Consider the following 3,136-nt stretch of genomic DNA (forward strand, 5'->3'; position numbering starts at 1 on the left):
TGATTTAATCAGCGCTTCCCTATGAATGAATCAGTTTCCCTAATCCAGCCTCTGTGTCTTTATCCTTCTGTCCAGATCCCTCTTGGCTGCCCTTTCCGCCATGTCCTGCCGCTTATCGTAAAGTTTCTTGCCGGTGGCGGTTCCGATTTCCACCTTGACTTTGCCATGCTTGAAATACATTTTCAGCGGCACCAGGGTAAGGCCCTTGGTTTTCAGTTTCATTTCAATCTTGCGGATTTCCTGTTTATGGAGCAGCAGCTTTCTGGTGCGGAGGGGATCATGGTTGAAGATATTTCCCTGTTCATAGGGACTGATATGGGCATTCCACAGATAGACTTCCCCCTTTTCCACCTTCGCAAAGCTGTCTCTCAGATTCACCCTGCCGGCGCGGATGGATTTCACTTCCGTGCCCGTGAGGGCTATGCCGCATTCGTAGGTATCATGGATAAAATAATTATGATAGGCCTGCCGGTTGGCTGCCACCGGCGGTGCCGTTTTTTCTTTTTTCATGCAAAACCTCCTGCAGGAAAGGGATTATTTCCGCTTTCCTCCTTTTTTGCCCCGGGACTTGCCGTTTCCTTTCTTATCCTTCTTCTTGGAATGGGACTTGGAGCGGGATGAGGTCCTCGTCTTCTTTTCCAGATTCAGGGGCGAATGGATTTCTCCCAGGACGAAGTCCACTTCCCTCTTTTCCTTATCCGCCTTCACCAGGGTTACCCTGACCGGCATGCCCATGGAATAGGTGGTGCCGGAGAACCGGCCCTTCATGGTCATGGTGTCTTCCTGGTATACGTATTCATCGTCGTCCATGGAGTCCACGTGAACCAGGCCTTCCACACCGTTATCAAGGCCCACGAAAATGCCGAAGCGGGTAATGCCGGTAATATGGCCGTCGAAGGGTTCTCCCACGAAGGGCACCATGTACTCGGTCATCTTCAGATCATCCACATCCCGTTCCGTTTCCGTAGCATTCTGCTCTGTTTCCGAGCAGTGCTCCGCTGCGCGGATGAGGAATTCAGTCTGTTTCTTCCGTTCCGATTTTGTCAGATCATCATGGATGGCCTGGCGGATGAGGCGGTGCACCATAAGGTCCGGATAGCGGCGGATGGGGGATGTGAAATGGGTATAGCAGGTGCTGGCAATGCCGAAATGGCCGTCATTATCGGTGCTGTAGCAGGCCTGGGGCAGCGAGCGCAGGGTCATCACCTGTACCACCGCTTCAATGTCCTCCCCCTTCACCGATGCCAAAAGCTTCTGCACGTCCTTCGGTTCCGGATCCTCCGGAATATGGATGGAAAGGCCCATAATGGCAATGAGCCGTTTCAGGGAATTCAGTTTCTCCTGATCCGGATGGTCATGAACACGGTAAATGGACGTATGGCCTGTCTTTTCAAGAAAACGGGCCACCGCTTCATTGGCGGCAATCATGGCATCTTCAATCATCTTTTCCGCTTCGCCCCGGATACGCTTTTCAATGCGGAGTGGTTTACCATCTTCGTCAAGCACCACTTTGTATTCCGGAAAATCGAAATCCAAGGCGCCCCGGCGGCTGCGGTTCTCTCGAAGGGCTGCGGCGCATTCCCTGAGATCTTCCAGCATAGGCAGATGGAGCTTCAAATCCTCCGGTGCAATGCCTTCGTCAAAGGCTTTATTGATTTCCGGATAATTGCAGCGCCTTGCCACCCGCACCATGGAAGGGGTAATCTTTTCCGTCTTCACCGTGCCGTCCGGCGCCACGTCCATAAGACAGGACATGGCATAGCGGTCTTCGTCGTGGTTCAGGCTGCAGAGATCATTGGACAGCTGGAACGGCAGCATGGGAATCACCCGGTCTGCCAGGTACACGCTGGTACCCCGCTGATAGGCCTCATCATCCAGAAGGGAGCCTTTGGTAACGTACCGGGACACATCGGCAATATGGACGCCCAGGGCAAAATGGCCGTTTTCCTTCTTTTCACAGTATACTGCGTCGTCCAGGTCCTTGGAGTCCGGGCCGTCGATGGTAACAATAGGCATATCCCTGTAATCGGCCACCCCTTCTTCCGGCACAATGGCCCGTGGAAGGCTGTCCGCCTCTTTCATCAGCTCATCAGAGAAAACATGGCGCAGACGGTGCTGGGCGATAATCACATCAATGTCCAGCCCCTTGTCTCCCTTGTAGCCGATGACTTCCGTCACCTTTCCTTCCGCATCGGTCCATTCTCCCGGCCAGCGGGTCACCTGCACCATGACCCGGGCGCCGGTGACGGCTCCCATTTCCTGTCCTTCAGGGATTTCAATGACCATGTCCACCTTTTCATCAATAGGCACTGCTTCGCCACCGTCGGCAAGCATTTCATAGGTGCACACGAACATGTCATCCGCACGCTCAATGACCCGAAGAATCCGGCCCTCCGTATTATGACGGCCGGTTTCGCTCTTCATGGTCTTTACTTCCACCGTATCGTTGTTTACCGCATTGAGATGATCCTTCTCTGCGATATATACATCCTCATGGTCATCATCGGTAAGCAGAAAACCGAATCGTCCGTAGGACTTATACACGCCCTCAAGAATCACGCCGGGTTTGTACGGTAAGAGTTCCTTCTTTTCCATATCTGTCTCCTCTATCAAATGTGTTGAAATCTGCTGCTGCGTATCTATCTATACTAAGCCTACATGAAACAGCGAGGCTTCGCAAGGGTAAAATAAAAAAGGCCTGCCGCCGGCAAGCCTCTTTCATCAGAATGTATTCATGTATCTTCCCAGCACGAGACAGAGAACAGCAAACATGGTGCCAAAGACTACGGTGAACTTGGACAGCACCGCATCCTTACCGCGGGTCCGTCCGCCGGCTCCGTTTTCCGTGCCGCCACCGATGGCAGAGCCCATACCGGCCTGCTTCGATTCCTGGCCTACCACTACTACGATTAAGAGCAATGAAACCACAAGGGTTAACCCGATCAAAAAGTACTTCACGCTGAATCCTCCTCTGCACCTGCCTCACTCAGGGCAGATACGGTCTTTCTTAAATGAAATGTAACTATCAAGCTATATTTTATACTAATCTCCATAAATGGTCAACTGGATTTTAAAGATAAATTGGGACGCAGGGCCGCCTGCGCTTGTAAGGTTCTAAGGAAGCACTGATTAATTC

The 3,136-nt window shown here is 52.2% G+C and carries 3 protein-coding genes; all 3 read right to left on the minus strand.

Annotation, left to right across the window (positions count from 1 at the left end; genetic code table 11):
* Window positions 1-39: 39 nt before the first annotated feature.
* The 3 genes from smpB to secG all read right to left on the minus strand — a co-directional run bounded on the left by smpB (window position 40) and on the right by secG (window position 2,958).
* Window positions 40-510, minus strand: coding sequence for an SsrA-binding protein SmpB (gene smpB / locus B2Y11_RS06285; RefSeq protein WP_291057422.1), 471 nt, complete (start codon window positions 508-510; stop codon window positions 40-42).
* 24 nt (window positions 511-534) lie between these two features.
* Window positions 535-2,595, minus strand: coding sequence for a ribonuclease R (gene rnr / locus B2Y11_RS06290; RefSeq protein WP_291057424.1), 2,061 nt, complete (start codon window positions 2,593-2,595; stop codon window positions 535-537).
* Window positions 2,596-2,721: 126 nt separating this feature from the next.
* Window positions 2,722-2,958, minus strand: coding sequence for a preprotein translocase subunit SecG (gene secG, locus B2Y11_RS06295; RefSeq protein ID WP_291057426.1), 237 nt, complete (start codon window positions 2,956-2,958; stop codon window positions 2,722-2,724).
* Between the last annotated feature and the right edge of the window lie 178 nt (window positions 2,959-3,136).

The sequence above is a fragment of the Dialister sp. UBA1703 genome (assembly GCA_002320515.1).
In the GTDB taxonomy this organism is placed as follows: Bacteria; Bacillota; Negativicutes; order Veillonellales; family Dialisteraceae; genus Dialister.

What these genes read in the sequence shown, in the direction of transcription:
- smpB (WP_291057422.1), bottom strand. Translation starts at nt 510, where the DNA reads ATGAAAAAAGAAAAAACGGCACCGCCGGTGGCAGCCAACCGGCAGGCC.
- rnr (WP_291057424.1), bottom strand. Translation starts at nt 2,595, where the DNA reads ATGGAAAAGAAGGAACTCTTACCGTACAAACCCGGCGTGATTCTTGAG.